Here is a 24619-nt window from a genome sequence, read left to right on the forward strand (position 1 = left end):
AGACGTTTGATGCGCTATATGGCAGTTAGAGCTAAGGTTAGCCCTCTACGAATTAGCTTTCATATGGCGTCTATTACGATTGTTGATCTGTTACGGTTTGCGCCTTTACAGGCTGCAGGCCTCTTCCCTAAGTTGTTAGATACACTTTTAGAGGAAGGGAAATTGTTTGTTATTCCTGAACGTAGAAAGCGATCTTGCCCGAGGGTAGTTAAGGGTAAACCACAAAAATATCCCAAAAAAAATACCAGTCAGCGTTAACTGACTGGCATTACTCTTATTAGAGGGCTTTTTTGTGGCTTAAATAATAGACAATACAATTGATAACGTTAGCTAAACGTTGATTTACAGCTATTCAAATAAAGCTTGCTACAATAAAGTGGTAAATCCAAACAATAAACACAATTAAATCTGTATCATTTAAGGAGAAAAGGTATGTTGGGTGAACCTGAATATAGTATGAATGAACTTTTTGCGCAATTAGGGCTGGATAGCTCGGACGAAGCAATAGATGCATTTATTGAAAAGAATCAATTAGCCAAAGAAGAAGAGCTCACCGATGCGCATATTTGGAACGACAATCAACGCGCTTTTTTAAAAGAAGAATGGTTTAAGGATGCCGCTTGGGTAGAGACTATTGACGAATTAAATGTACGTCTGCACCCTGACGCCTAAAAACAATAAAGTATAGACATAAAAAGTAGTACCGTAAATAAAACCCACAAACGTTATGAACGCTGTGGGTTTTTTATTATCGGTCTGATAATGATAGCTATCTATTTAATCAGGCTGCTGGGCACGCCATTCGAGTAAATCAATCACGTCATTATGAATGCCTGCTTTTAACGCCTCTAAACTTTCATAATGGCGCTCACCATGCAAATAATGCAAAAAGCGTACCTGCAAGGTTAAGCCGTATAAGTCTGCTTGCAGCTTAGGAAAGTGTACTTCTAAGCGCCAATCATGTTCTTTATCTACCGACGGTCTGATACCAAGATTGGCAGTACCAAATAAGCTATGCGGACGTAGACCTTTCACCCCTGGATTTTCATTATCAGTGAGTGCGGTTAGACCATTTGGTATGACATTGCCATTGTCATCGAGACTAACAACATCGACAGCAAAAATACCATGTAAGGCAGGTTTGATGCGTTTTAAATCGACATTGGCAGTGGGGAAGTCCATGGTACGACCGATTTTATCACCACCAATGACGACGCCTGTCATCGCATAGTCGCGTCCCAGTAGGGCGTTAGCTGCGTCAATATCGCCAGCCATCAATAAGTCTCGGATACGCGTCGAGCTAATGCGCGCGCCTTTACCTTTATCGTCGATAACGGTGTGCAGATTGGTCACATCTAAGCCATAATCGCGTAGAAACTGACTGTCACCAGTACGGTCATGACCAAATTTAAAGTCATCACCCAATACCAAAGCTTGGACGTTTAAGCGCAGTGCCAAAATATCGGCGAATGCCTGCGCTGATAGGGAGCGAAAATCGCTATCGAAGCTGGCGACAATTAGTGTCTCGATGCCGTATTCTGCCAGTAAAGCTTGCTTTTCGGCAAGGTTGGTGAGGCGAGCAGGCGCGGTCGCTGGCGCAAAGAACTCACGCGGCTGTGGCTCAAATATCATGACAGCTGAGCCAAGATTTTGCGCTTTGGCAAGCTCACGCACTTGCGACAGCATCGCTTGATGACCTAAATGGACGCCATCAAAGTTACCGATAGTCAGTACGCAGGGCGGCAACGCTACTGGGATAGTATTGGCCGGTAAAGCGTTTGGCGACGCCATCAGTTGCTCAAGAAAATAGGTGTTCATAAATGTCAGCTATGATAGATAAGACCAATAAAAAATGAAAAACACACTGCGATTAAAACAAACTTTTAAAACAGATGTGTTTAAAAGCAGCCATTATAAAGTAAAATAGCCCTACTAACATCCTATAGTCTGTTGTTAATCAAACAACCATGCTAACAGCTAAACGTCTATTAATCACTTATCCCTATTTTTATTATTATCTATGAATATTCATGATGGAAACGCTATGCCTGCTGCTATCTCTACGACGGATTATGATAATGGCTATGACTCTATACAGCCTACATCATCCGTCTATAAACTTAACGAGCGCTTTATAGTGCAGCGTGCCATTCAAGACGACTTACCCGCAATTTTAGCCATTTATAACCAAAGTATCGCCGGCAAGCAAGCAACCGCCAATCTCACACCCGTGACTTGCGCAGAGCGGCAAGATTGGTTTGATGAACATCTAAATAGTGACACGCGGCCGATTTATATTGTTAGAGCTGTGCTTGAAGATGCAGATATGAGTGTCGAAAAAATGGTTTTGCCAATCGTCGCTTGGGGTAGCTTTAGCGATTTGTATACACGGCCCGCTTATCATATCAGCACGGAGATTAGTATCTACTTGCATCAAGAGCATCATGGTCAAGGATTGGGCAGCTTATTGACCCGCTGGATGCTGACGCAAGCGCCGAGCTTAGGTATCCATAACGTGGTTGCGCTTATCTTTGCCCATAATCAGCCAAGCTTAGGATTGTTCCGTAAACTTGGCTTTGAGCAGTGGGGCTATATGCCAAAGGTTTGCGATATGCAGGGATTTATCGCCGATGTCGTGATGCTTGGTAAAGCGGTCATTGCCGATAGTAATGATCAATGAAGATAGCGATGACTAATAAAAATAGTAATGACCAGTAATAACGCCAAATGAAGCAAGGTTAGAGAATGGCAGCTAGATGCCTTATCCTAAAATCTTCCATTTGCCGTCGATTTTTTGTAGCTCATAAGTCAATGGCGCAGGCTTACTTTGACCTCTTAACATAATCTCACCCATGATGGTGGCACGGGTTTTATCATCGTTGTATTTAGTATCAGTAAAAGTCACCCCATCAACGGTTTGCTGAAACGCGGATTGCGTTTTGGCAAGCTCTTCCTCAAAGTTTGTCATATCAACTTTATAATACGTTGCAGCTTGTTTGGCGTCGCCATAATACAAACTGTCTAACGCTTTTTTAACCGTATCTTCTGGCGTGCCATTTTGAGTTGGATTGGTCACCAAGCTTTTTTGCTTAGCGTCATCGTTCACTGAGGCCACTGGATTGATAGTATCGCTCGTGATGATGGTTTTATCTTGAGTGCTATCTGTTACTTGCGCATCTTCACTCATATTATCCGTACCCACTGATTTTGCTTCGTCAGTCACAGTGTCATTAGATGTTTCAGCGATTGCTGTAGTGTCTTCATTATTATTGACAGCAGTCTCAGTGTCGCCCTTATCATTATTGCTACAACCACTTAAAAGTAGTCCAGTAGACAAGATGCCAACAGTCAGTAGGCTTGGTAAGCGTGACAAGGTTGTTGATAAAGCTGTCTGTGAAGCTGATGATTTAATCGTCATGTTAGTCCCCAAAATTATGTATTTAGTAGTAATTATGGCAACTATCAGCCGCATTCACTGTCAATTCTCATACCTAGCTTGTTTTGGTTTGGTAAGTTACAGCCCTACTCAGGGCTTAACAATAAATGCTTAATAATAAGTGCTTAACCATGCTTTAGCTGGCGCGGCCGGAAACCTGTTGCTAGTAGCACGACGCCATAAACCACCGCACCAACGACGCACATAATCAGCAGCGCAACGATACGTTTCCACTGCGCATCATTGGTTGGGAAATAGGGCAGCATGACATAAAGCACCGCAACCATAGAGGCGGTAGAAAGCCCAAACTGGCCAAACAGCTTTTTCCAATGACTGCCAAAGCGGAAAATCTCGCGCTTATGCAAGAAGTAATATAACAAGCCTGCGTTCACAAATGCCGCACCCGTCGTTGCCAATGCCAAACCACCATGTAGCGGCATATCTAAGAAATAAAAGATACCGATAAAAATCACACTAAAAATCATATTGGCAAAGACGGAGATAATACCGATTCTGACTGGCGTTCTGGTGTCTTGACGGGCAAAAAAGGCGGGCGCGAAGATTTTAATTAACATAAAACCTAAGATGCCGCCTGCCATGCTTTTTAGCGCCAGTGAGCTCATTTGTGCATCGCGTAGGGTAAATTCGCCACGTAAAAACAGCGCTTGCATGAGTACGTCAGAGAGTATAAACAGTGCTGCCGATGCCGGTACGCCGACCAAAATAATTAAGCGCGCTGCCCAGTCGATGGTCTTTTTGAAGCTGACGTCGTCTTTTTGCGCTTCACTTTTCGATAGACTTGGTAAAATAACCGTACCGATTGCCACCCCAATTAAGCCAAGTGGCAACTCGCTCATACGCTCAGCAGCATATAACCAAGAAACCGAACCGCCAATCATTAATGAGGCAAATACGGTGTTGAGCAGCAAATTAATCTGGGTGACAGAAACGCCAAAAATAGCCGGCAGCATCAATTTCAAAATACGGCGCACGCCTTCGTGTTGAAAGTCTATTTTTGGGGCGACCAGTAGTTTTTGTTGCGAGAGCTGTGGTAGTTGTATCAATAACTGCAATAAACCTGCGATAGCGACGGAATAACCCAGAGCCATAATAGGCACATCAAACATCGGCGCAAACACTAGAGCACCACCAATCATACATAGATTTAGCAAAACAGGCGCAAAGGCGGGCGCGGCAAAACGCCCGTAGCTTTGTAAAATACCGCTGGCAAAAGCGGTCATAGAAATAAACAATAAATAAGGGAAGGTTAGGCGCAGCAATTCAGCAGTGATAGCAAATTTATCGGGCTGATCAGCAAAGCCTGGGGCAAATAAGGTCACTACCCAAGGGGCGATTAATATCACCACGACCGTCAGCATTGATAATACTAGCAATAGCGCCCCTGACGTGCGACTGACTAAAATCTGTACCTGCTCTAAACTATATTTTTCTTTATATTCAGACAGTACAGGAACAAACGCTTGGCTAAAGGCCCCTTCGGCAAATAGGCGGCGTAAAAAGTTGGGAATCTTAAAGGCGACCAAAAAGGCGTCCATCAGACCGCCGGCGCCAAAGACGCCTAACAAGACGACATCACGCACCAAACCTAAGATACGCGACAGCATGGTCATACTACTGACCACCATGGTTGAACGAAATAACCGACTTTTTGCCATGAGAACCTATTTTGCTAATTTGTTTGCTGATGGTTGTTTGCTAATGTAGCATTGTTGAAAAACTGACGGATTATAGCACTTTCATTGTCCTGATAAATGGATTGAATGTGGAATAACATCTGTCGTTTACAGAAATTTTAATAAGAGTGTTTACTCAATCTTGGTTGTAAAGTGATGACTGACTTGCAATATGGCGGGTAACCATCTCTCGCAACTTTGTCCATTCAAAATAATCACCGGGGTCAGTTTTGCGACCGGGCGCGATATCACTATGACCAGTAAGATGCCTACGAGTTTTTGGATAAGCGTCATAGATAGCGACGATAACTTTGGCAAGTGTTTCGTATTGAGCCGCGCTAAAGGACACAAAATCTGAGCCTTCAAGCTCAATGCCAATGCTATAATCATTACATTCAGGGCGACCCAAGTAGCTGGAGCGCCCAGCATGCCACGCGCGTTCGTTAAAATCGACAAACTGGGTAATCGCGCCATCTCGCTCTATAAATAAATGTGCTGAGACTTCTGCACCTTTAATAGTTTGAAAATATGGATGCGCCTCCCAGTCTAATTGATTGGTAAACAAGGCTTTGACATAATGTAGACCGTCAGCATCACAAGCGCCAAACTCATTGGGCGGCAAGCTAATATTGTGAATAACGATAGCATCAATCGCGATATTTTCAGGACGTTTATTAAAGTTGGGCGAGGCAAGCCAAGTCGCAGCGGATAATCGACCGGCATGGATAGTCATTGGCGATGCTATGGACATAATACTCTCTTCTATAATGTGATAATAAGTGCGCAGTAAATACTATTAGTTATATTTTATTATCAATAAATGGCGCATTTAACTAAAAATAACCTTTAAAAAAAGTTGTTTAAAATGTTTTAAGACAGTGATACATCATATCACTCTAATAATTCGATAGAATTCTAACGCGTTACGCGTCTGACCCCTACAGTGCGAGATGTTACTCATGTCCATATATTCAAAATATTCGAACCTTTTGGCGCTAGATTGTACGCCAACAAACACGCCAACAAACATTGGCAGGCGAGCGCATTTGCCGCTTACCATAGCTGGACTGCTACTGACCTCGCAAGCACAGGCGTTTTTGCCAACGCCCGCGTCTCTTGTGACGACAGGGGAGTTGGCGCTGGATGCCAATGAAACTATTGATAGCAACTTGGTCACTACATCACAAAATGCTGAGCCAATATTATCGACTTATACGAAGCCCATTGTTGCCAAAGCAAATGCCGAAACAAATAATATCATCGAAGAAAGTCACAGCCCAAAGATAGAGGTAGCTTCTTCTACATCTCATACTAAAAATATTAATAACGCCGATACAGAGCAGCTATTAGCATCATGGCGCGCGCACGCACAAGTAAAAAATCTTGCCCAACATATAACATGGCGACGGTTATTATATTTCTTTGATGATCAAAGGAATCTAATCGGCAAGAAAAAAGACAGCAGTATCGTTGATGATGATGCATTTTACTTAAGTAAAAATGGACAGCATGATTCAGCGGCCGAGCTTGATGCCTTGCTCGTTGCCCTTGCTGACGAAATGGCTACGACTCCGGATAATAGGACTGCTAATAGCAAGCTTTCTAATCCTACCGCTCAAAATTCAGTACAAAGCTCAGTACTATGCCGTTTTCCCGCGCGCGTACAATGGCTGACTGATACACTCAATATCGACAAAAGCGGCTTGCAAACCGACTGTCCAGAGCTGAATGACTGGATGCAAAAGCTGGCACCTGAGCAGCTGTCTATTATGTTTGCACAAGAATATTTAGACAATCCTATTTCAGCCTTTGCTCATACATTATTGCGTATTGACTCTAAAGCCAGCGTTGCCGATCCAAGCCAAATTCATCATGCGGTTGCGTTAAATTATACGGTAGGTGGCGACTCAAGCGATAACTTTTTGGTCTATGCCATCAAATCGATGAGCGGTGGTTATGACAATTTGATTGAAATTGACCCATATCCGGAGAAGCTGGCGAAATACCTGCAAGAAGATGAGCGCGATGCGTGGACCTATCAATTGGATTTGACCCCAGCGGAAGTGCAGCAAATTATGCTGCATGTTTGGGAGATCAAGGATTTGAAGTTGCCATATTACTTTACCACTGATAACTGTGCGTCTGAGATTTTACGCTTGATTGATGTAGTACGCCCGCAGCAGCATTTATTAAGCCGCCTGCCTTATGCGGTTATTCCCTCAGATGTCGTGCAATTGCTCGATAGCGAAAATCTACTTGCCAGCACCAATTATACGCCCGCCGATAGCACCTTGCGTCAAGCGCAGTTAAACAAGGTTAAAGAGCAGCGTGCGCAATTGGGCTATCATAATAGTGCTAAGCAGACGCTGAATGAGATTAAATCTGCTCAGTCTAATGCTGTCTCAAGCATAGCCGCTGACGGTCAGACATTGCTCCCACGGCTTATTACAGTAGCGGATAACAATCCGATAGACAGACATCCCTTGCAACTGGGATTTATCGGGCTAGGGCAGCGCGGTGATAATAATTATATTGATTTAGGCGTGCGCGCAGGTTATCACGATACCCTTGACCGTCCGTCAGGTTTCCCGCAGTTCTTTGATTTAGAAGGCGCGGCTGCAACCTTGCGTCTGTATGACAGCGATAATGATAAGGCCAATCATCCAAGTAGTGTGGTCTTGCAAAATGTGACCTTGGTGCGCGGTCGCTCGTTCAATCCAGTCAATTCTGCCAAAAAAGGTAAAACCTGGGGCGCAAGTATCGAAGCGACACGCGTAAATGACGGCTCACAGCAAGAGGGTAGCGATCATTTAGTCGGCAGTTTGGGCTATGAGACGGGTTGGTCATGGGCGTTTGGCACCCCTAGCGCGGGCACAGGCGAGATGCCGCCGCAGCTATGCTATACATTCTTGGCAGGTACGGCGCAAGCAGGCCGCGGTATTAATAAAGGCTATCGTGTCGGCGCAGGCGTCAATGCTGGTTGCCGTTATCAGATTAACAATCAGTTACGTGCGCAGGCTGAATTGCAACTGCCATATTGGTATCATGGCAGCAGCGACGAGTCTAATGCCCGTGGGCATTATTGGCAGCCGATATCGACGTTAGGGCTGCAATACGATATTGATAAAAAACAAGCGTTACGTATCAATGCCAACTACGAATGGCAAGATCGTATCGATGCCAAAGAAGACATACAGCTGTCGTATAGACGCTATTTTTAGCATCTTTTATGAAAAGCCGTTTTATTAATAAAGGTTTTAATAGACAGTCCTCACAAGCAGTTATCGAACAAAGGATAAATGATGAGTACGCAAAATTTACTAATTATTGGTCAAGGTGATATCGGCTTACCCGTCACCAATAAGCTCGCTCAAGACGGCCTAAACGTCATGGGGCTGGCACGCCGTGAGCGTCATCATTATGATATCCATGATTCAGCTAAGTTTTTGCAAGCCGATGCGTTAACGCTCAGCGCTGAGCAGCTGCAAGACTTTACTGCGATAGCGATTATCGTCACCCCTGATGACTATTCGACCAGCGGTTATCATGACAGTTACTTAGCCATCAGCCAGCATTTGGCAACATTGGCGGATAAACTAACCAACCTTACGCGCGTTGTTTTTATCTCATCAACGGGTATCTATGGGCAGGATAATGGCGCATGGATTGATGAAAATACCGCCCCTGTAACGCCAGAGCGTGAAGCTTCGCAAGTGATATTGCAAGCAGAACAAGTATTGCAACAAGGTTTCGGTAATAAGGCGATTATCATTCGCCCGAGTGGTATTTATGGACGCGAGCGCCTGATGCGGCTGTGTAAAGCCCGCGAGGAACAAAAAGAGCCAGTGGCAGCAGCGCACTGGAGCAATCGCATTATGGATCGTGATTTGGTTACTATTATTGCCAATGTCATGACCATAGGCACGCCAAAACCACTTTATATCGCTACTGATTATGCACCAGTCACCACTTTTGAGCTGAGCACTTGGTTAAGTGAACAAATAGATGCAAAGCCGCCTGCTATGGATAATTCAAAAACGAAAGTAACGGGAAAACGTTTGCATAGCAATATTTCGTTAGCGTGGCTGGACTATCCTGATTGGCAAGCAGGTTATCGAGATATTTTGCAGCATCAAGAGCAAAAACAACATCAAAAGTAAAATGACTGTTTGATTGCTTTTATTTTTACATCTTTTAAATTGGTAAGCCTAGGGAACATCTATGACTCAGCATTCTACTTCTGACGATGGTTTATCCAGTGCTGATTCTATGGCAGAGGAGCAATTTGCAGAAGGTTATGCTGAGCAGTCCGCTCATTTAGCAAATAGTCAGCAGCCGGCGATTGTCCATCCTAATTTTGATCCTAAGCGTTTGCCACTCGATCCTGCTCGGCCATTGACTGATATTCCAGAGCCTGCGCGGCGCTTAAATGGTCAGCTGCGCCGCTTATATGGCAGCTCGGCACGTTTTTATCAGCCTAAGACGGACCGCTTATCGAAATGGGCGCTAGTGGCTTCAGAAGCATTGGCCGAGCATTTATCACTGCTCAGTGCGGCAAAGCTGATTGAGTTGCCCGAGAGTTTTTATCACAATCATAGCGATCAGCCGTTATTATCGCCATTGACTGATATGACGTTGCTTGATATGGCAGATATTCAGCGCGCGCTACAGGCATACCCAAAGCTGACACGTTATGGGTTTGCGAGTGTCGATAGCATAAATATTGATAATAATATTAATAAGCCTTTAAAGACAGAATCCCTACGAGCATTGACCAGACGTTATAATCCTGATGAGCTGCTTAATAGCGTCTATGCTGACGATTGGCAAGTGGTATTGCAGCCGCAGCAATTTGACAGCGGCGCGGGCAGTTTGGCGACCGATATTATGGCTTGTAGTGTCGCCGTCCATGCTTTAAAGCAATGCGGTACGCGCAGAACCATCAATCACAGCTACAGCGCGGCGCAAATTTGTCAGCATCTGCGTAGTTATTTGCTCAGTCAAATAGTGTTTGAGCCCGCACAGCGCCATGCTTATCGTCAAGTGCGCTTATTTACGGGGCATATTATCGTTGCTGCCTATCATTTAGGCTGGGACATACAAGTCAGTCACGATGGGCAATGCTACTTTACTATCTCATCGCGCTGCGGATTATTGACGCGTTATGCGAATATGCAAGATTATGATATCAACGGTTGGTCAAGTTAAGCCGACGCGACTATAATGCCTTGCACAACTTTTTGATTGTTCAATTTTCATTTTTCTTTGCTGATAGGAAGACCCTATGCTGAATGCCGCCACGCTTAATAACGCTCAACATGCACAAAACGCCTCATTTTCATCGCATCAATTTATCCAATTGGCTTTAGACAATCAGGTCTTAAAATTTGGCGAGTTTGTGCTTAAGTCTGGACGTATTAGTCCATACTTTTTTAATGCAGGTTTGCTGGCGTCAGGTGAGATGTTATCGTTATTAGCCCGTGGTTATGCCGATGCCTTAGCGGAAAAGATGGCTGAACAAATGGCAGCTAGTGATAATGGTACAAATGAGCAAGAGCTGGTCATTTTTGGAGCGGCTTATAAAGGCATACCCTTTGTCGCCGCAACCGCACAAGCGTTATGGCTACACCATGGCATCAATGCTAAATGGGGCTATAACCGTAAAGAAGCCAAAACCCATGGCGAAGGTGGTAATTTAGTCGGCGCTGATGTCAGTGGCAAGGCCGTCTGGGTGCTTGATGATGTGATTACCGCTGGTACGGCAATGCGCGAAGTGGTTGAGATTTTGGAGCAAGCGGGCGCCAGGGTGGCTGGTATTATCGTTGCGCTTGACCGTAAAGAAAAAGGTTTAGCGGAGCGCTCTGCTATTCAAGAGTTGGCAGAAACCCTAGACGTGCCGGTACGTGCCTTGGTCGATATTGACGATTTAATCAGCTACTTAGCAGGAAGTAGCACAGATAAAGATGCTGCCCAGCTTGCAAAAATGCAGCATTACCGCGCCCAGTACGGCGTATAATTTATCGCAAATGTGGCTGCACTCAGGTCATGTTTAAATAAAGTTTAAGTGACATTTGAGCCATACGCTATGTCCTCAATGTCTTTGAGATGTTTGCTTAAATAATTAATACTATAACGAAAGTGAGCCTTATCATGAGCCAAGAACAACAAAAAAAATCGTTAAAAATACTGGTCATTATGGATCCAATTGAGCTGGTCAATTATAAAAAAGATACCACGCTGGCGATGATGTGGTCGGCGCAAGACCGTGGGCACAGCCTTGGCTACTGTCAGATTCATGATTTATGGCTAGACCGTGGGCAATTGATGGTCGATAGCCAGCCGGTGACAGTCAAGCGTGACCCCGAGGATTTTTATGCGTTAGGGGATAAAGCGACAGCGCCAGTCAGCGACTATGATGTGATTTTGATGCGTAAAGATCCGCCGTTTGACATGCGCTTTATTTATGCCACTTATATGCTTGATCATGCTAAAGCCGCAGGCGTGTTGGTGGTGAATGACCCACAAGCGATTCGTGATTGTAATGAGAAGCTGTTTGCGACGTGGTTTAGCGATTATATGAGCCCAACGATTGTGACCAGTAAACAGGCGCATATTCGTCAATTTATCGCTGAGCAGCAAGACGTTATCGTTAAGCCATTAGATGGTATGGGCGGTACGGGCATCTTCCGTTTGACCGCTGACAGTCCGAATATCGGCGTGACGCTGGAGATTTTAACGGAACTTGAGACGCTACCTATTATGGCGCAGCGTTATTTGCCAGAGATTAAGCAAGGTGATAAGCGTGTGTTAATCGTCGATGGTGAAGTGGTCGATTATAGCTTGGCGCGTATCCCGGTAAAAGGTGAGACGCGCGGAAATCTTGCCGCCGGTGGTAGTGGGGTTGCGATGCCGCTCACCGATATCGAGCGCCAAGTAGCAGAGGTAGTGGCACCGATTGTCAAAGAAAAAGGGCTAATGTTCGTCGGTTTAGACTTAATCGGTGGCCGTATCACTGAAATTAACGTCACCAGTCCAACCTGTGTGCGTGAGATTGATGACCAATGCGGTACTGATATTGCAACTGACTTTATTGTCGCTATCGAGAAAAAACTGGCTGTTTAAGCTATTTATTCTAAAGTATTGGTCTAAATAAAGCCTTTAAACGATAAGTTTAGGCAACGCCGTAAGGATAGAGTAATTTATCACTAAGCTATGTGCACAATACTTAAAAAACAGTGTGCTAAGCTATAATGATAGACCGTATCTCTTAATAGCACTTTTAAAAAGTGATAAAAAATCATGAAAAATGATTTTTTGACCTGTTAAGTGAATTTATAAAAGCCAAGCCGCGATGAATCACGGCTTGGATTTTTATTATTCATACGGCACAAAATGCTGTCTATCCGGCAGCGATTTACACTATACTATGCGGGCTTTTATAAGGCTGTTTTGGTTCGATAGATAGCGCAATCAAAAGATAATAAGTCTTTCATATACATAAAGAAAAGATAGGCAGACGTTCATGAAAACACCGCATATATTAATGATGGCTGCGGGGACAGGCGGGCATGTATTTCCAGCGCTAGCAGTTAGCGAAGAATTGACCAAGCGCGGCGCTGTTATTCACTGGCTGGGTACGCCACATGGCATGGAAAATCGCTTGGTTGCACCGACTGGCTATCCTTTTCATGCGATTGATATGCAAGGGCTGCGCGGTAAAGGCGTAGGGCGCTTGCTTAAGTTACCGGTTAATTTGTTGTCAGCGACGATGGCGGCGATCAAAGTCATCCGTGGCAATCAGATTGATGTGGTTGTTGGTTTTGGCGGATATGTCACCGCGCCCGGCGGTATTGCGGCGCGCTTAACCAAAACGCCGCTAATTATCCATGAACAAAATGCCATTGCAGGCATGAGCAATCGCTATTTGGCCAAGATGGCGACCAAGGTCATGCAAGCGTTTGAGAATACCTTTGCGAATAGCCAGCATGATAGCAAGATTGAAACGGTGGGAAATCCCGTGCGCAATGCTATTAGCGGAGTTGCCGAGCCTAGTGTGCGTTACGATGTTAATGATAACTCGCCGCTTAAACTGTTGGTGGTTGGTGGTTCGCTTGGCGCGCAAGTGTTAAATGAGACGCTGCCAAAAGCATTGGCTTTGCTTGACCGTCCGTTTGAGGTGCGTCATCAATGTGGACGCGATAATGAAACCGCTACGCAAGCGGCGTATGATAGTGAAGCGTTAAGCGCTCATCAGTTTACTGTGCAGCCATTCATCGATGATATGGCAGCGGCGTATAATTGGGCTGATATCGTGGTTTGTCGAGCGGGGGCATTGACGGTGACGGAAATTCAAAATGTTGGGATAGCGGCAATATTTGTCCCGCTACCAAGCGCCGTTGATGATCATCAGACCGCCAATGCGCGCACCTTGACCGAGCACCAAGCAGGGATTTTGTTGCCACAAAGCGAGCTAACTCCTAACAAGCTGAGTAATGAGCTCAATATGCTAGATAGACGCGCTTGTTTGGAAATGGCAGAAAAAGGCCATGCGCTTGCCAATCGTCAAGCTTGTCAGCGAGTTGCCGATATTATCTGGCAAGCGTTATAAAAACTGATTGTTTTGTTTATTATTTTTATTACTTATTATTAACCAAATTTGTTCGTCTTCAATAAAGAGAAAACCCTATGCCGACCTCTGCTAAATCTTTAACCAAACGTTTGATTGAAATACCAGAAATGCGCCGTATCCAGCATTTGCATTTTGTTGGCATTGGTGGCTCGGGGATGTGTGGTATCGCTGAAGTGATGAACAATCAAGGTTATACAGTCAGTGGTTCGGATATTGCTGAAAGCTTGGTGACGAAGCGCCTAGCACAGATTGGTATTGATATCGCGATTGGGCATGATTCCAAAAATATCGCCAATGCCGATGTCATCGTCGTCTCATCTGCCATCGACCGTAGCAACCCTGAAGTAAAGGCAGCGCTTGAAGCGCGTCTGCCTGTGGTACGCCGTGCAGATATGCTCGGCGAGTTGATGCGCTATCGTCATGGTATCGCTGTAGCGGGCGCGCATGGTAAAACCACCACCACCAGTCTGCTGACGACGATGATGGCAGAAGGTAAGCTCGATCCGACTTATGTCATTGGTGGTAAATTAAATGCTTCTGGTAAAAATGCCGCGCTTGGTAGCAGCCGTTATTTAATTGCCGAAGCCGATGAATCTGATGCGTCGTTTTTAACTTTGCATCCGATGGCGGCGATTGTCACCAATATTGATCAAGACCATATGGAAACCTATGGCAACAGTTTTGATAAATTAAAAGCCGCTTATATCCAGTTTTTACAAAATATGCCGTTTTATGGTTTAGCGGTGGTCTGCGGTGACGACCCTGAATTGTACGCTATGATTGATGACATCGGGCGTCCGGTATTAACCTTTGGGCTTGAGCCGTTTAACGATGTACAGGCGGTTGATTTGGTCAGCGAAGGTACAAAAACTCACTTTACCGTGCTACGCCGTGATCGCGAGCCATTACGTCTGACTTTGAATATCCCCGGTGTACACAACGTTTATAATGCACTGGCTGCTATTACCATGGCAACCGACGAAGGCGTCGACGATGAAGCAATTACCCGCGCCCTACAAAAATTTGCCGGTGTCGGTCGCCGCTTTGAGCAGCAAGCGTCTGTAGAGATAGACGATGGTAACGTCTTGCTGATTGATGATTATGGTCACCATCCAAGAGAAGTCGATGCCACTATAAAAGCGGCGCGTCAAAGCTTCCCTGAGCGCCGCTTAGTCATGATGTTCCAGCCGCACCGCTATAGCCGTACGCGTGATTGCTTTGATGATTTTGTCGAAGTGCTTTCAAGCGTTGATGAGTTGTTGTTATTGGACGTTTATCCTGCTGGTGAAACTCCGATTGCGGGCGCTGATACCAAAGCCTTGGCACGCAGTATCCGTTTGCGCGGCGCCGTTGAGCCAACGATTATCGATAAAGCTAATATCGCCCCGGTCATGCAGCGTTTGCTCAAAGCCAATGACATGCTAATCACCCAAGGGGCAGGAAATGTCGGACAAATAGCAGTCGAATTGGCCGCTAATAATCTATATATCAAACAAGCCGCAAAAGAATTTTAGGAATAAGACTCATGACTATTAATAACCAAGAAAACATTAAACAAGAAAACAATCAGCAAAAAAATGAAAGCAACATTGATAAAAGTATCAATGCAGACGCTAAAGCTACGATTGTCAATCCAGATCTGGCGTTAGCAGCGGCGGCACAAGCACAGCAAGATAATGCTGCAAGTCATGAGCAAAACGATAAGGCCGTTCCTAGCATCGCAAACAGCAAAGTCAAAGACGCCAGTCAGTTTGGTAAAGTTGCCGTCATTTGTGGCGGCAGTAGCAACGAGCGCAGCGTGTCATTAGACAGTGGGGCTGCCGTATTAAAAGCGCTACAAAACCAAGGTGTTGATGCCACTCATTTTGACCCAAAAGATCAAGATATTACCGAGCTACGTAAGTTTGATCGCGTTTTTAATGTCTTGCATGGTCGCGGCGGCGAAGACGGTCTGCTACAAGGCGTGCTGCAATGGTTTAATATTCCGCAAACTGGTTCAGGTATTTTGGCATCAGCGCTTGGAATGGATAAAGTCCGCACCAAGCAGCTTTGGCAAGGCTGCGGCTTATCAACCGCGCCATTTTCATTGTTAACCGCGGATACCGACTGGCAGCAAGTGGTGAATATGCTTGGCTTGCCGCTGATTATCAAACCAGTCCATGAAGGCTCAAGCATTGGTATGACCAAAGTCAATAACCTCGATGAATTGCCTGCCGCTTATGCAACGGCGGTGCAGTGCGGTGACGCGGTGATGGCTGAGCGCTGGATTACTGGGCGCGAATTTACCATTGTTATTATCGATGACGAAGCTTATCCGGTTATTCGCCTTGAGCCTGCTGATATCACCAACTTCTATGATTTTGAAGCCAAATACAATCGTAACGATACCAGCTACTACATACCTTGTGGGCTAAGTACTGCGGATGAAAAGCACTTGCAAGATTTGAGCTTGGCGGCATTCCGTGCTGTCGATGCTAAAGGCTGGGGACGTATTGATGCGATGCAAGACGAAGCAGGCAACTTTTGGCTACTCGAGATTAATACCGTGCCGGGTATGACCAGTCATAGTTTAGTGCCAATGGCTGCCAAAGCTCGCGGTATGGATTTTGATGCTTTATGCTGGCATATTCTAGCGCAAACTTTATAGTTAGGCATTTAGCCACATATAAAATTGTGTGAATGGTTTTTAAATTGACTATATAAGCTCTATTTGATCATAAGTTCTATTTGATCAGCGATATATTTAATCATTAATAGCGCTGTCTAATACAGACAAATGTATCGCTAGCCCTGCTATAACACAGCTTCGTGTAAACTTGTGTAAATTCGTTGTTAGTAGTAAGGGTTAGGCTATTGTTTAAACGTAAAATACGTTAATATTGTAATTATTGGTCTATATTAGTGATATTTATGGTTATTTATGCAAATTTCTTTAAGTTATTCATTAAATAAGAAAAATGTTACGTTTTAATGCGCCTAACTGAGCTTTATCGCTCGTTTTAGACAAATAAATTGATAATATGGCAGTTTCATCGATTGCTGTACCGATTAGCAGATTTACCATTAATAATAAGCACTATTGGCGTTATGCAAATAGTTTAAGCAAAAATAGGGACGACGTGTATTATGACTCAAACTGTCAATGACATCGCTGACTTGATGAGTGATAACACCTCGCGCCCTAAATCTAATTTGCAAATACCCTCTATGCTCAGATATTTTTTCACAGTGTTGGTGTTAGGTTTGCTGGTGCTGATATTGGTCATGGGCGGTAAAGCATTGCGTGATGCACCGCCTGCCGCTATTCATGTCGACGATAGAGGGCTGACCGTAGCGCAATATCGTGCGTTACAACAAGTGATGAACCAACAGAGCGTGAGCAGTTTTTTTACCTCTGATTTGCAGGCGCTCAGAGATATCTCTACCGGTCTTGCTTGGGTTGACCAAGTCAGTATCAGCCGTGACTGGCAACAAGGTATTGTCGTGAAAGCGCTACCAAAACAGGCCGTGGCAAATTTTGGTACCGAGCGTTTAGTTGATGCGAAAGGCGCGGTTTTTGTGCCGGCTGATAGTAGAGAGCTGACGCAAGAGCAATTTGCGACGCTGCAAGGCGATATAGCGCAAGCGCCAGTTATTATGCAACAGATGCAACAAGTTAACGACTGGTATGCACCGCTCGATATGCAAGTTGAGGATATCATTTTATCGCCAAGAATGACGTGGCTGATTCGCTTTGATAATGGCTTACGTGTTATCGTTGACAATGAAAACACTGCGCAAAAACTGTTGAATTTAAGTCAACTGCTTGGTAATCAATTAAGTAATCGCCGCGATGAAATGCAGTCCGTCGATCTTCGTTATAAAAATGGATTTACTATCGCATGGAATTTGGCGCCCCCAAAAGATGGTGAAACACCGCCATAAAATAGCATCGTAAAATCATACTAAGCAATAAAAATAAAGCACCATAAATTAAGAAAGCAATCGATTTCCAATACCCGTTTGCTTCTTGATAAAGAGAGTTTACTGATAATATGACCGCGTGATCATAACGCATTTTTCAATGATTTAATGGAGACATCATTTGCTCTCCTGTTTAGCGATAATTTGTCTGGTACCATGAAAAATACTGAAAATCTGGTTGTTGTCCATTTAAGTGCCACGGCAGTCTATGTCGTTATTGGTAATGTTGTGTCTGCAAAAGACATACGTATTATGGGTGTGGGGCAAGTTAAAAATAACGACTTCTATCAAGGTCAGATAAAGCATCGCGAACGCTTACAAGGCGCTATCAGACAAGCGATTCAAGAAGCTGAAGACACTGCCAATTGCCGCGTGCATAGCGTTTGGCTGACCTTAGCGACTCCTGAGCTGTTAAGTAAAAACAGTGCCGGAGATGTTAGGGTAGAAGACGAAGTTGTCCGTGCCCAAGATATGGTGCAAGCGTTATCCAATGCTAAGTCACAAGATTTGTCGCCTGATTATTATTTGATGCATTGTTGCCAACAAGGTATTTATATCGACAATCAAGAGTTTATGGTTGACGATGCCATTGACATGGTCGCCCACAATATCACCGTCATGTATCATATGATGATGATGCCTGTCTCTAGCCGTCAGAATATTCAAAAACTTTTGCAAAGCTGTGACGTCGGTATCGACCACATTGTTTTTGATGCGGTGACCAGCGCAGAATATAGCTTGATGCCCGATGAGCGCCAGCAAGGGGTTTGTTTGGTCGATATTGGTGCCAGTACCACCAGTATTTGCGTCTATAAAGAAAATAAGCTGATTTTTACCCATTGTATTGCCACGGGTAGCCATGAAGTGACGATGGACATTTCAGCCGATGTTGGTATCTCAATGATAGAAGCTGAGCGCCTTAAAAAAACGCACGGCACGGTCGATGTCAATAGCGTCGATCCCAGCTCGTTCTTTCTTTTTAAGCCGCAAGGCTCAGGTGACGAGATTAATATCGGTACTTATAATCTAGCGCGCATTATCGAAGCGCGCTATGAGCAAATATTTACCGAAGTGGTACGCCAATTACACGACGCCGACTTGTTAGGCTATATTGATAAAGGGTTGGTACTCTCAGGCGGCGGCAGTTCTATTAAAGGCATGATACCTTTTGCCAAAAAATTGCTAAAAATGCCAGTAGTATTGACCAATACCCATCCTGCGATTAGCGCTTATAATCACTTTGACAATGATGAATCGTTCAAACAGCTGAATATGCAGGTCAATGATCGCGCTTATCAAACCGCATTTGGTACCTTACTATATAGTCAGAGCGAGCAATTTCGTCGTAGTGAAAAAAGTGAGCCAGAAGCGATTCAAAAAAGTCGCGTGAAGGGTGTTTTTCAAAGTGCCGGACAACGTTTTGCCAGTGTACTCAAAAAGATATTATAATTCTGCTGGCAAATTTGCTTCTGTTAAGCGTTAAGCAGAGAAGAGTAAGTCACAGCATAATAAGCAAACAGATTAATAGCAGCACCCTGTACCATAACGGCATACATTGGCAACGCATGACTATTTAAGCCATTGCCCTGTTTTAATTAAATACGTTTATATATAGTAAGTCGATAGCGCGCCCTATGAGTGTGTTACTACGTATCGACCATCACGCTATCTGCAACTGGAGAAATCTTTTTATGTCAAAATACACCATGCCAGATGATAATCAGCTTCAAAGTAACGGCCAGGCAAGCTTCACTGTATTCGGTGTGGGCGGCGGCGGCGGTAATGCGGTTGAGCATATGGTACAACAAGGGATTAGAGGTGTAACATTTGTCTGTGCCAATACCGATAAACAAGCGCTCGATCGTCTTACAGCGCCGCATAAATTGCAGCTTGGTGCCAAAACCAACCGCGGTCTTGGCGCAGGGGCAAACCCAGAAGTCGGCCGTGAAGCGGCAGAAGCAGATGAAGAAGCCATCCGTGCGTTACTCGAGCATTCAGATATGGTGTTCATTACCGCAGGTATGGGCGGTGGTACAGGTACGGGTGCGGCGCCAGTGGTTGCGCGTATTGCCAAAGAAATGGAAGTCTTGACTGTAGCGGTTGTGACGACGCCGTTTAAGTTTGAAGGTGGTAAGCGTATTAAGGCTGCCAAAGCAGGTATTGAGCAGTTGACCAATTTCGTTGACTCAATCATTACGATTCCTAATGATAAGCTTATGAGCGTCTACGGCAACATCTCTATGCAGGATGCTTTCAAAAAGGCCGATGACGTTTTATTGCATGCGGTACAAGGTATTGCAGAAACCATCGCTAGCGAAGGTATGATTAACATTGACTTTAATGACATTCGCACCGCAATGACTGCTAAAGGTCATGCTATGATGGGGATTGGACGTGCTAGTGGCGATGATCGTGCGCGTCAAGCAACCGAAAAAGCCATTAGATCGCCGTTACTTGATGATTTACGTTTAGAGAATGCCAAAGGCTTACTCGTTAACGTTATTTCATCTGAGTCATTATCACTCGATGAGATGAGCAAAATCAGTGTTATCGTTGAAGAAATCACCGATATCGACGATGCCCATATTTTCTACGGCTCTGTTATTGATGAAAAAATGGGTGATGATTTGCATGTGACGGTTATCGCAACGGGTCTGACCTTAGATGAAAATGCGGGTCAAGAGCCTGAAGTCGTGGAGCAGCCAGTACCTTCTGTTAATAGTACCCAGCCTGTTGATCCGAACTTGCATACCAGTGCGCTAAACAGCCAAAAGCAAGCCCAAGCGCAGTATCAAGAAAGCCCCGTACGCGCAAATGTGACGCAAGAACAGCCTAAAACTAAAACCAACAGCATTCAAGACTACCTTAAGCGTCAACAGAATAAATAGTCTTTAACAAAGCAATCGTTAGATAGTTTGGATAAAAAAGCCAGTATTTCGATACTGGCTTTTTTGTTTTTTAAAAAAATAAAAAAATATAAGGTTGATGGTTAATAAATAGGCTTTAGTCATAATTTAGCTAAGATTGAGCATTTGTTACGTTATAAAAATAAACGTTAAAATAATGACGATAAGTGTTATCAATCAAAGAGATAAGCAAATTAACGCTTTTTAGCGCTAGCGAAATAGGGTCGGGTAATGCTACACTATGGCAATTGTAACAAAATATGTGAGAAGACAGCCATGAACCAACGAACCATAAAAACAGCAATAGCCGTTACAGGTACTGGTCTTCATAGTGGTCAACCTGTTGACTTAGAGTTTCATCCGCAGCCTATTAATACTGGCATTATTTTTGAGCGTTCTGATATAGCAGGTAGCGAACCGATTCCTGCCAGTGCCTTTTTGGTACAAGATACCATGATGTCATCGAATCTAGTATTTGGTGGCACGCGTGTGGGTACCGTTGAGCATCTGCTCAGTGCGATAGCAGGGCTTGGGGTTGATAATCTATTAATTCGCGTGTCAGCGTCGGAGATACCGATTATGGACGGTAGCGCCGCGCCATTTGTAGGTTTGCTGCTGCAAGCAGGTTTCTGTGAACAAGAAGCAGCAAAGCGCTTTATTAAAATTGTACGTCCTGTCCGCGTCAAAGTTGACGACAAATGGGCAGAGCTGCGTCCTTATGACGGCTTTGAGTTAAATTTCGAGATTGATTTTGACCATCCTGCTATTAATAAAGATTTTCAGCATGCACAATTGCAGTTCTCGACGCAAAATTTTATTGAACAATTAAGCTCAGCGCGTACTTTTGGTTTTTTACGAGATATCGAGGCTCTACGCCAAAATAACTTGGCGTTAGGTGGCAGTATGGACAATGCGATTGTTATTGATGATGCCAATATTCTTAATGAAGAGGGGCTACGTTTTAATGATGAATTCGTGCGTCATAAAATTCTCGATGCTTTAGGCGATTTATACCTCATTGGCTATCCTATTTTAGGCCGTTTTAATGCTTATAAATCTGGTCATGCATTAAACAACATGTTGGTACGCGAGATATTATCCGATCCTAGTAACTTTGAAATTGTAACTTTTGATGACAATGTAAGTTGTCCTATCGAATATTTACCTTTGAATCGTATAACAGTCGAAGGATAAATACACGAATATACACGAAGTATCGAAACATTTACGCAATATTACATAACTTGGTTATAAGCAGTACTAAATAATATTCATTTAAATAGATATTTTCTCATCTATTTTTGAAAAAATGAGCTACAACTTCGATAGAATAAAAGCTGTAGGAGATAAAAAAATCATCTGTCAGTACGGTTCACATTATGAATCACACTGACAGATGATTTTTTTTGTTTGTAAGATTACAAAAACGCAGCTTTATCCGGGTCGAATATGGGTCTAGTTTACATAACTTTACATAGCAAACCGTACTTTTTTAGGAATTAATTAAGCGCAAAAGTGCATTTTTAAGATTTTTATCGGTGGTGACATGCTCTGCAGCCTGTGATATAGTCCGCTTTGTGTTTTGGCTAAGGGCCTGATTTTCATGGGCTTTACGAGGCTTTGATGAGGTCGCTGATAACGCTTTTGATGATTTAGAATAATTATTATGAGCGGGAATATTGGCTACGACGACGCGAATTTGCTTGAGTTGTTTAAATGTAATCGACTGCTCTGTTAATACCTGCAAATAGGCGTTCTGTAAATAGCGAATATGATTGGCAGCGGTTATCGAGCCCACACTGAGTATAAGTTGCTCAGCGGTTAAGCCCACGACCCAGCAGTTATTGAGGATTTCCTCAGGTAGACAATCTACCAAAAGCTCTTTTACCTCGGTCGTTGCTTGTAGATATAAACGCATATTGTCAGCAAGAGTTTGTGGTAGTGCGCTACCGGCAAAAGCTTGATGATCAATCAGTTTAGCAAGTCGGTTAGGTTGTTTCTTTGACATCGTAAACACTCATCTTCTAGGTGACAGCAGCGATATTCATCATAAACAGCGAGCTTTTGTACTACGGATTTTATCATGTTTATTTCATGGTCATCTTCCCTAAATTAATTCATGCTTTGTCACGGACGGCGAGCAATCCTGTATTTACAATAGGTAGTAAATTTATGAAACAAGCTTTATTAATTTTGTCAGTATTGGGAATGGGTATAGCACAGACGAGTGGTGCTGTCGAAACAACCTTTCAACCAAATAATACCTTGAGTCATACCATTACAAATATCTCTACTTCTGCGAACTACGGTTCAAGTCGCAATATCTATAGCACCAATAGCGGTGCTTATGTTTCTAGCAATGACGAAATCAGCCAAGCGATTGACAATCTTAGTGCGCATGCAAAACAGAAAGAATATCAGCTTGCTTCGCTAACCAGCCGCTTATCTTATGAGCAGCGTCAGCAGCAAGCAAAATCAGTACCTGATCGTTATTCTGCTCCTGCTATCGCCGCCGCCAATGCGTCACGCGTTGCGCGCTCAAGCAGCACAGGTTACTGTGCCCGTTATGTCCGTAAAGCATTACAATCAGCAGGTTACGAGTTTACGCCAAATCCGTCAGCCTATCAGTATGCCTCTCGTGGTACGCTAGCCCAAGCTGGCTTTGCTAAGATTAGTAATAATACACAGCCACAAGTAGGCGATGTTGTGGTTTATGATCGCAGCTCAAAGCATCCGCATGGTCATATTCAAATCTTTGATGGCAATGATTGGGTATCTGACTTCCGCCAGAGTAGCATCAGCCCATATAGCGGTGTATACAGTTATACCACTTGGCGCGATTCTAAATACGTTGACGATGCATCGAACCGCGGTATCTATCTTGCTATGGCTGACTAATCAGCAAGCGCGCGGTATCTATCTTGCTATGGCTGACTAATCAGCAAGCGTGAAATAACGATTATAGATTTTAGAATTCAGTGTTTTCTCCGAACCCAGTAATGCTCTTGATGGCATTACTGGTTTTTTTTTGCTCTAAAGCATGAGAATAAAAGGTAAATATGATTAAAGAATAGAATGAGGTTTGAGCATTGCCACTTTTTCATCAAATACTGACCAATACTGCGTGTCGTGAAAATCGGGCGGGGCGGCGTGATTGGGCGCGAAATATAACGCCGTCTTACCGAATTTAGTATCAAAGCTTAAAATCACACAAGGATGGATGTATTCAATGCCAATCTCATCGTTGGTAGTCTGTATTTGGGATAATTGGTTTAATGATAAATAAAAGCTACGCTCGAAATGATAAGTTTTAGCGCCAGCTATTAATGGACCATTAAAAGAGGAGGTTGGCATCGAACCCGATTGCAGCGCTGCGTTGTCAGCGGCGTTACTCACTGAGAAGGGAGGAGCTGTCCAATTAATAGAAGCCCGTGTTTGCCCATTTCCTTGTAACAGCGGCGTTGGCGGTAATGTCGCAGGCTTACGATAGTCGGCAAATTGATAAAGCGCATAACGGCCGTCAGGACTGGCGTTAATTTCCATATAAGGATTTGTTTTGTTATTATTTTCATTTATCGAAACGGCGCTGTTTATCAACTTGCCTGCTAAAAAGCACTCAAGACAAGTCTGCTCCCATAAATAATCTGCAAAACCCACTTGTTCAGCTTGCCATGTTGGCCAGTACAATTGCGCTGCTAACGATTTAAGCGGTAACGTGATGCAGTAATCAAGCTGTAATTGCCATTCTGTAGGCTGGGCAATGACAGCCCTATTGACCAAAGTTGCGACCACTTCTATTTGAATGCTTTTTAAGTCTCCTATGGTGACACCTAGCTGCTCGGCATCAGCGGCTAGCGTATCAGTTGCTAAGCATAAATTAAAAATTTGGCTCATAGGTCGATAATATCCAGAGTTTAATAACAGTAGCGCATTATGATACTTGTAGTATTTTATTTAAACTGACTATAAATAGCATAAAAGCCGCGAGCAA

At 43.9% G+C, this 24619-nt stretch carries 21 protein-coding genes and 1 pseudogene; 16 read left to right on the forward strand and 6 right to left on the reverse strand.

What is annotated here, in order from left to right; all coding sequences use genetic code 11:
- Positions 1-258: pseudogene (locus A7325_RS13900) on the forward strand (DDE transposase); the annotation flags it as partial.
- Between the two features lie 174 nt (positions 259-432).
- Complete coding sequence (locus A7325_RS00725) at positions 433-672, forward strand: DUF2789 domain-containing protein (RefSeq protein WP_068403769.1); 240 nt, start codon at positions 433-435, stop codon at positions 670-672.
- A gap of 105 nt (positions 673-777) precedes the next feature.
- Here the strand turns inward: A7325_RS00725 and ribF are convergent, their stop codons facing one another.
- On the reverse strand, positions 778-1791 hold the full coding sequence (gene ribF / locus A7325_RS00730; RefSeq protein WP_068403847.1) for a riboflavin biosynthesis protein RibF: 1014 nt from the start codon (positions 1789-1791) through the stop codon (positions 778-780).
- A 253-nt stretch (positions 1792-2044) separates the two neighbouring features.
- Between ribF and A7325_RS00735 the strand changes: the two genes are divergently transcribed.
- On the forward strand, positions 2045-2680 hold the full coding sequence (locus tag A7325_RS00735; protein ID WP_082894233.1) for a GNAT family N-acetyltransferase: 636 nt from the start codon (positions 2045-2047) through the stop codon (positions 2678-2680).
- A gap of 81 nt (positions 2681-2761) precedes the next feature.
- Here A7325_RS00735 and A7325_RS00740 read toward each other — a convergent pair whose 3' ends face one another.
- The 3 genes from A7325_RS00740 to ampD form a co-directional block, all read right to left on the reverse strand.
- Entirely contained in the window at positions 2762-3418 is a 657-nt protein-coding gene (locus A7325_RS00740; protein ID WP_068403771.1) for a hypothetical protein, read from the reverse strand.
- A 143-nt stretch (positions 3419-3561) separates the two neighbouring features.
- Positions 3562-5112, reverse strand: a complete 1551-nt coding sequence (gene murJ / locus A7325_RS00745) for a murein biosynthesis integral membrane protein MurJ (RefSeq protein ID WP_068403772.1) — start codon at positions 5110-5112, stop codon at positions 3562-3564.
- 154 nt (positions 5113-5266) lie between these two features.
- On the reverse strand, positions 5267-5881 hold the full coding sequence (ampD, locus tag A7325_RS00750) for a 1,6-anhydro-N-acetylmuramyl-L-alanine amidase AmpD (RefSeq protein WP_068403774.1): 615 nt from the start codon (positions 5879-5881) through the stop codon (positions 5267-5269).
- 208 nt (positions 5882-6089) lie between these two features.
- Here ampD and A7325_RS00755 point away from each other — a divergent pair, with 208 nt between their 5' ends.
- From A7325_RS00755 to lpxC, 12 genes are all read left to right on the forward strand, one after another.
- The gene (locus tag A7325_RS00755; RefSeq protein WP_227514908.1) at positions 6090-8351 is read left to right on the forward strand and encodes a DUF4105 domain-containing protein; all 2262 of its coding nucleotides are present in this window, start codon (positions 6090-6092) and stop codon (positions 8349-8351) included.
- Between the two features lie 81 nt (positions 8352-8432).
- Positions 8433-9290, forward strand: coding sequence for an NAD-dependent epimerase/dehydratase family protein (locus A7325_RS00760; protein WP_068403776.1), 858 nt, complete (start codon positions 8433-8435; stop codon positions 9288-9290).
- 61 nt (positions 9291-9351) lie between these two features.
- Positions 9352-10338 (forward strand): hypothetical protein, encoded by a 987-nt coding sequence (locus tag A7325_RS00765; protein WP_068403778.1) that lies wholly within the window; start codon positions 9352-9354, stop codon positions 10336-10338.
- A gap of 76 nt (positions 10339-10414) precedes the next feature.
- On the forward strand, positions 10415-11146 hold the full coding sequence (gene pyrE, locus A7325_RS00770) for an orotate phosphoribosyltransferase (protein WP_068403780.1): 732 nt from the start codon (positions 10415-10417) through the stop codon (positions 11144-11146).
- A 134-nt stretch (positions 11147-11280) separates the two neighbouring features.
- On the forward strand, positions 11281-12252 hold the full coding sequence (gshB, locus tag A7325_RS00775) for a glutathione synthase (protein ID WP_068403781.1): 972 nt from the start codon (positions 11281-11283) through the stop codon (positions 12250-12252).
- 400 nt (positions 12253-12652) lie between these two features.
- Positions 12653-13738, forward strand: coding sequence for an undecaprenyldiphospho-muramoylpentapeptide beta-N-acetylglucosaminyltransferase (murG, locus tag A7325_RS00780; protein WP_068403783.1), 1086 nt, complete (start codon positions 12653-12655; stop codon positions 13736-13738).
- A 77-nt stretch (positions 13739-13815) separates the two neighbouring features.
- On the forward strand, positions 13816-15273 hold the full coding sequence (murC, locus tag A7325_RS00785; RefSeq protein ID WP_068403785.1) for a UDP-N-acetylmuramate--L-alanine ligase: 1458 nt from the start codon (positions 13816-13818) through the stop codon (positions 15271-15273).
- Between the two features lie 11 nt (positions 15274-15284).
- On the forward strand, positions 15285-16406 hold the full coding sequence (locus tag A7325_RS00790) for a D-alanine--D-alanine ligase (protein WP_227514909.1): 1122 nt from the start codon (positions 15285-15287) through the stop codon (positions 16404-16406).
- A 479-nt stretch (positions 16407-16885) separates the two neighbouring features.
- Complete coding sequence (locus tag A7325_RS00795; RefSeq protein ID WP_068403787.1) at positions 16886-17683, forward strand: cell division protein FtsQ/DivIB; 798 nt, start codon at positions 16886-16888, stop codon at positions 17681-17683.
- A gap of 195 nt (positions 17684-17878) precedes the next feature.
- Entirely contained in the window at positions 17879-19171 is a 1293-nt protein-coding gene (ftsA, locus tag A7325_RS00800; protein ID WP_197488851.1) for a cell division protein FtsA, read from the forward strand.
- A gap of 242 nt (positions 19172-19413) precedes the next feature.
- The gene (gene ftsZ, locus A7325_RS00805) at positions 19414-20610 is read left to right on the forward strand and encodes a cell division protein FtsZ (protein ID WP_068403791.1); all 1197 of its coding nucleotides are present in this window, start codon (positions 19414-19416) and stop codon (positions 20608-20610) included.
- Positions 20611-20904: 294 nt separating this feature from the next.
- Complete coding sequence (gene lpxC, locus A7325_RS00810; RefSeq protein ID WP_068403793.1) at positions 20905-21822, forward strand: UDP-3-O-acyl-N-acetylglucosamine deacetylase; 918 nt, start codon at positions 20905-20907, stop codon at positions 21820-21822.
- 298 nt (positions 21823-22120) lie between these two features.
- On the opposite strand, the gene A7325_RS00815 is transcribed toward lpxC, so the two are convergent.
- Positions 22121-22636 (reverse strand): hypothetical protein, encoded by a 516-nt coding sequence (locus A7325_RS00815; RefSeq protein WP_068403795.1) that lies wholly within the window; start codon positions 22634-22636, stop codon positions 22121-22123.
- A gap of 164 nt (positions 22637-22800) precedes the next feature.
- On the opposite strand from A7325_RS00815, the gene A7325_RS00820 reads away from it, so the two are divergent.
- The gene (locus tag A7325_RS00820) at positions 22801-23526 is read left to right on the forward strand and encodes a CHAP domain-containing protein (protein WP_068403797.1); all 726 of its coding nucleotides are present in this window, start codon (positions 22801-22803) and stop codon (positions 23524-23526) included.
- Between the two features lie 165 nt (positions 23527-23691).
- Here the strand turns inward: A7325_RS00820 and A7325_RS00825 are convergent, their stop codons facing one another.
- Complete coding sequence (locus tag A7325_RS00825) at positions 23692-24522, reverse strand: hypothetical protein (protein WP_068403799.1); 831 nt, start codon at positions 24520-24522, stop codon at positions 23692-23694.
- Between the last annotated feature and the right edge of the window lie 97 nt (positions 24523-24619).

Origin of the sequence: Psychrobacter sp. SHUES1 (genome assembly GCF_001652315.1) — a bacterium.
In the GTDB taxonomy this organism is placed as follows: Bacteria; Pseudomonadota; Gammaproteobacteria; order Pseudomonadales; family Moraxellaceae; genus Psychrobacter; species Psychrobacter faecalis.